The 4,441-nt window shown below is 45.9% G+C and carries 6 protein-coding genes; 2 read left to right on the top strand and 4 right to left on the bottom strand.

The genetic code is table 11. The features are described 5' to 3' along the window. Nucleotides 1–342: 342 nt before the first annotated feature. Nucleotides 343–1,140 (top strand): CPBP family intramembrane glutamic endopeptidase, encoded by a 798-nt coding sequence (locus Q0688_RS02955; RefSeq protein ID WP_299073023.1) that lies wholly within the window; start codon nucleotides 343–345, stop codon nucleotides 1,138–1,140. A 147-nt stretch (nucleotides 1,141–1,287) separates the two neighbouring features. Here the strand turns inward: Q0688_RS02955 and Q0688_RS02950 are convergent, their stop codons facing one another. Further along, nucleotides 1,288–1,674 carry a DUF6575 domain-containing protein gene (locus Q0688_RS02950; protein ID WP_299073021.1) on the bottom strand — a complete coding sequence of 129 codons (387 nt, stop codon included), beginning with the start codon at nucleotides 1,672–1,674 and terminating at the stop codon, nucleotides 1,288–1,290. A gap of 313 nt (nucleotides 1,675–1,987) precedes the next feature. Between Q0688_RS02950 and trxB the strand changes: the two genes are divergently transcribed. Further along, a complete protein-coding gene (trxB, locus tag Q0688_RS02945; protein ID WP_299073019.1) occupies nucleotides 1,988–2,938 on the top strand; it encodes a thioredoxin-disulfide reductase in 951 nt (316 codons plus the stop codon). A gap of 10 nt (nucleotides 2,939–2,948) precedes the next feature. Here the strand turns inward: trxB and Q0688_RS02940 are convergent, their stop codons facing one another. From Q0688_RS02940 to Q0688_RS02930, 3 genes are read right to left on the bottom strand one after another with little or no spacing between them, the layout of a single operon-like run. Further along, nucleotides 2,949–3,794 (bottom strand): M48 family metallopeptidase, encoded by an 846-nt coding sequence (locus tag Q0688_RS02940; protein ID WP_299073017.1) that lies wholly within the window; start codon nucleotides 3,792–3,794, stop codon nucleotides 2,949–2,951. Between the two features lie 3 nt (nucleotides 3,795–3,797). Next, nucleotides 3,798–4,265, bottom strand: coding sequence for a YbjQ family protein (locus Q0688_RS02935; RefSeq protein ID WP_299073015.1), 468 nt, complete (start codon nucleotides 4,263–4,265; stop codon nucleotides 3,798–3,800). Beyond that, nucleotides 4,265–4,378 (bottom strand): heavy metal-binding domain-containing protein, encoded by a 114-nt coding sequence (locus tag Q0688_RS02930; protein ID WP_299073025.1) that lies wholly within the window; start codon nucleotides 4,376–4,378, stop codon nucleotides 4,265–4,267. Before Q0688_RS02930 ends, Q0688_RS02935 begins: the two co-directional genes overlap by 1 nt. Nucleotides 4,379–4,441 lie beyond the last annotated feature (63 nt).

The raw sequence follows: 4,441 nt of genomic DNA, 5'->3' as shown, positions 1-4,441 counted from the left end.
CAAGTTTGTTGAGAAAGATACTGTTGGAAAGGCAATAACGAACAGTCGCTTTTTAGGTTTTCAATATTCCTTTACTCACTCACTGGCTGTTAATGTCGGCTTGCGATACTAAAAATTAACCGGAACGCTGTAATTAGAGCTGAGGAGCTCGCAAATTTCTGTCCAGAACCGTCACAGGTTGACTTTTTACCCGTGGCTCGTTCTACCTCAGAAATGCCTCAAAACCCGTCAGAGTTAAACCCATACATATCCTGTTCCAGTTTTTCACCAGATTATTTAGTCGTGAAGATCTCGATACGATTGAAATTAATGTGAGGCTGATGATATAAAATGCACTCTTAAATGCAGGAATTAACAAATTTAGATATGGTACAAATGGATAAGTTTCCCACCGTAGGACTTAAGACCTCGTTACCCATAAGCATATTGGCACTTGCCTTATATTACCTATGGGGCGACATGAGTTTTAATGATCTTCGAGGCCTTTTTTTGGTGGTGGCGTTTGTGATGATGCTTACTTTAAAGAAGAGTGAAAATAGCCTCTTTTCAGTAACTCCACAGGTTTCCTCTTTTACTCATCATGTATTCCCAATTACTGTGCTAGCGATTGGCGTGGCTTGTTTCACGTTGTTCTATATGGAATTTATCCGGCAATATGTCACGGGACAAGAAGTCGACTATATCGTAGGATTTCTCGTTAGTGGTGAACTGGAAGTAAGCGAGAAACTAAATTATCTTTTCGAAACCGTTATATTAGCTCCGTTATCAGAGGAGTTTTTCTTCAGGTTTATCTTGCTAAGTAGCATATGCTTACTCTTGAGAAGCAAGTTTATAGGCGTAATTTTATCGTCACTCTTATTCGCCTACGGCCATGAAGACCCTGTCGTTGCTTTTTCTCTAGGTATCACTGCATCTATAGTTCTACTGAAATACATGAGTATATATAGCGCTATAATTCTTCATGCGATTTATAATTTGTGGATATATACAGTGGAAGTTTTTATCGTACCCGCCTTTTTCTTTAATGATTGGGACTTTGCACCAAGTGGGAACATCGGAACAATCGTTTCTATAATGGCATTAGCTGTATCTTTTTTGGCACTATTGATTATTAAACGCAAGGAAAAATCAATACAATAAGGTTTTAGCAACCGCTTCATCACTATAAGTGACTGAGGCAATAATCAATGAAATCACCACACTTATCGACACCTCGATAGTAAAGTTGCTGACACACTTTTGTCCAATTGTGAGTTTCAGAGCCCGTAATAAGTCCCCTTGTGCAAACTAAACCATAAAAGATTCTTCAAGGTCGATTTCAAAATCAACGGGCGGTAAGTTTACTAAGTGCTTGTTCGTTGCATTCAGTAGTTCGACTTTCGCGGGCTTCCCTACTTCGTTTGTGTAGATAGTCGCTAAATAAAGCTTGTCCGATCGGTGGAACGCATCGTGAAAACTCACATCTTTATTTAGCAAGCTGGCTAGCAATGGCTTGGTGACCGGAATGTAAGCCCACTTAATGCTCTGGCCGTTGTCGTAATCCCCGCTCCAATACACCATAAACCTTTGAGTGTTTTCATTCTTAACCGAAAAGCACTTCGGCCCTAAGACGTCTTGATACACTTCCAGTAGTTCCAATTTACCTAGCTGTGTGCCTGTTGGGAGTAAGTTCATTGCTCGTTCCTCATCTTTCTAACGTTGCCTATCAAACCTTGCCTATAATCTTATAGTTAAACACTGTTTTTATATACAGCTATTTGAGTGTGTTTTGATATGCCCGTTAGAAATCGAAAAGGCGGCAGCAGCAATCCTTAAAGAAGACGGTGGTTTCGCCGATCTTTCAGCCACGAAAACGTTTGTCTCCATTAAGTTCTAACCTATAACGATTAATTACACTTCAGCCCTTGTTTAACCTTTTATTGCCTCCATATTTTCCATACAATCCTAAGCGATTATAAATAAAAACAATTTCAATTTCGGAGTCCTCATGAGCGACGTAAAGCACTGTAATTTATTGATTCTTGGTTCTGGCCCTGCTGGCTATACAGCTGCAGTTTACGCTGCTCGTGCAAACCTAAACCCAGTACTTGTTACCGGTATGCAGCAAGGTGGTCAGCTTACAACCACAACAGAAGTGGAAAACTGGCCGGGTGATGCTGAAGGTTTAACGGGTCCAGCACTAATGGATCGCATGAAAGAGCACGCAGAGCGCTTTGAAACAGAGATCCTGTTCGACCACATTAACGAAGTCGACCTATCAAACCGCCCTTTCCGTCTTAAAGGCGATTCTGGCGAGTACACGTGTGATGCATTGATCATCTCAACGGGCGCATCGGCTAAGTACCTAGGTTTAGATTCTGAAGAAGCATTCAAAGGCCGCGGCGTTTCTGCTTGTGCAACGTGTGATGGTTTCTTCTACCGCAACCAGAAAGTAGCGGTTGTGGGTGGTGGTAACACAGCAGTTGAAGAAGCACTTTACTTATCAAATATCGCTGATGAAGTTCACGTTATACATCGTCGTGACAGCTTCCGTAGTGAGAAGATTCTGGCCGATAAGCTGCTTGATAAAGCGGAAAACGGCAACGTGACTATTCGCTGGAACAGCGAGCTCGATGAAGTGCTGGGTGACGACATGGGCGTTACCGGCATGCGCATCAAAAATCGCGAAACGGGCGAGACTGAAGAACTCGATCTCGAAGGCATCTTCGTAGCCATCGGTCACTCGCCAAATACCGGCATATTTGAAGGTCAGCTGGAGATGAAAGACGGCTATATCGTCGTTCAGAGTGGTCTGCATGGGAACGCCACACAAACCAGCGTAGAAGGTGTCTTTGCTGCAGGTGATGTTTCTGATCACATCTACCGTCAGGCCATCACGTCAGCCGGTACAGGCTGTATGGCGGCATTAGATGCGGAACGTTTCCTGGATAACCAGTAAGAACCCGGCGCTAATGGGTTTCAGTATCGCTGTTCAGTGATTCTGAGAGCCATGAAGGAAGAGGGCGGAGCGATGCGTGAGTATCTCCGCCTTTTTTGTGCGAGTTGAGAAACTTAATTCGGTCCTTTGTCGCCGGATGAGACTGCCAGAGCCCCCATTGGTGGCTGGCTTCATTATCAGACTCGAGAATATGCTCAAACAGCTCGTCAGAGCCTCTGGAATGTCCGTAATGGTTACTGAGTAGCACAACGGCTCTGGCGTCCGCCGCTCGTTCCATATCGCGACTGAAGGCCATCAGGCTGATCAAACCACTCTGCTGGGCAATAGTCCCCGCAGAAGAATTATCAAATCCAGTTACCAGCGCGATTAACGTGTGGCCGATTTGTTCCAGCATCAGGACAACGGGGTGCCGTAATTCTATATGAGCGTATTCGTGCGCGAGCACCATCGCCAGGCCATTCTCACTGTGGACGGCATCAAGCAGCCCCCGGGTGACGTGAATATTGCCTCCTGATGTCGCAAAGGCATTAGCAGCATTAATATCGGGTAGCCAGTGGACTTTAACTGAGGAAATTTCAGCATCTTCAGGAATCAACTTCTGTGTCAGGCTCTGCAAGTAGTCCGCAATTCTCTGATCTTCCTCTGAACTATATCCGGATGGGGCCAGTGAGATATCAGGCTCCCACTCAAAGGGCATCGCAGGCGCGATACGCACAGCCCCCCAGCCGATCAGGAAGGAAAGACTGACCACTGCCATCAGCAGAGCGCCTGCCATAATAGCGAAATCGATAAAAGGGTTGTCGTGTTGGTTATTGATTCCCTCTGGCAGTTGAGGGTTTTCATTAGGGAAGTTCATCCTTCAGGTTCGTAGCTGCTCAGCGCCAGCGTTGGTCATCAACGCGGTTCCATAGGCAAGTACTTCTACTGAGCCAAGGCCTTTCGCTGCATTTTCACCAATGCGGGAGGTTTCGTATTTCACGTTATAGATGGTTTCGGCACCTAGTTGACGTGCTTCCTGCTGCATACGCAAAACTGCTTCCCGTCTGGCGCGGTCGAGAAGACTTTCATAAGCACCGACACGGCCGCCAAAAATATTCCGCAAAGAGGCCGCGACTGTTTTGAAGTAATCGACAGAGATGACGACGCTACCGCATACCAGAGTGGATTCGTGTCTGAGATATTCTGGAGGAGGTATTTTGACAGGAACAACCGAGATATCTCTGAGTTCCTGCTCGCGTTGAACGATGGAGCGGTAATGGCGACTCTCGGAAAGTCGTCCGAAAACGTAACCCAGCCCAAGGAGAACAAGGAATACGATCAGTTCCATCAGCGGTCTTCCACGAGCACTGCGGTGCCATACACGAAAATTTCGGACGCTCCGGCGGCAATAGATGAGGTGGAGAAACGAACGTTGATGACAGCATTTGCCAGAATGGGCACCACGCAGCTACTTATAACGGGGGGAGAGCCTAGCCTTCGTAAGGATTTTCCAGATGTTATGCG

Origin of the sequence: uncultured Paraglaciecola sp. (genome assembly GCF_937123705.1) — a bacterium.
Classification (GTDB): domain Bacteria; phylum Pseudomonadota; class Gammaproteobacteria; order Enterobacterales; family Alteromonadaceae; genus Paraglaciecola.
This window is presented reverse-complemented; position numbering and strand designations above follow the sequence as displayed.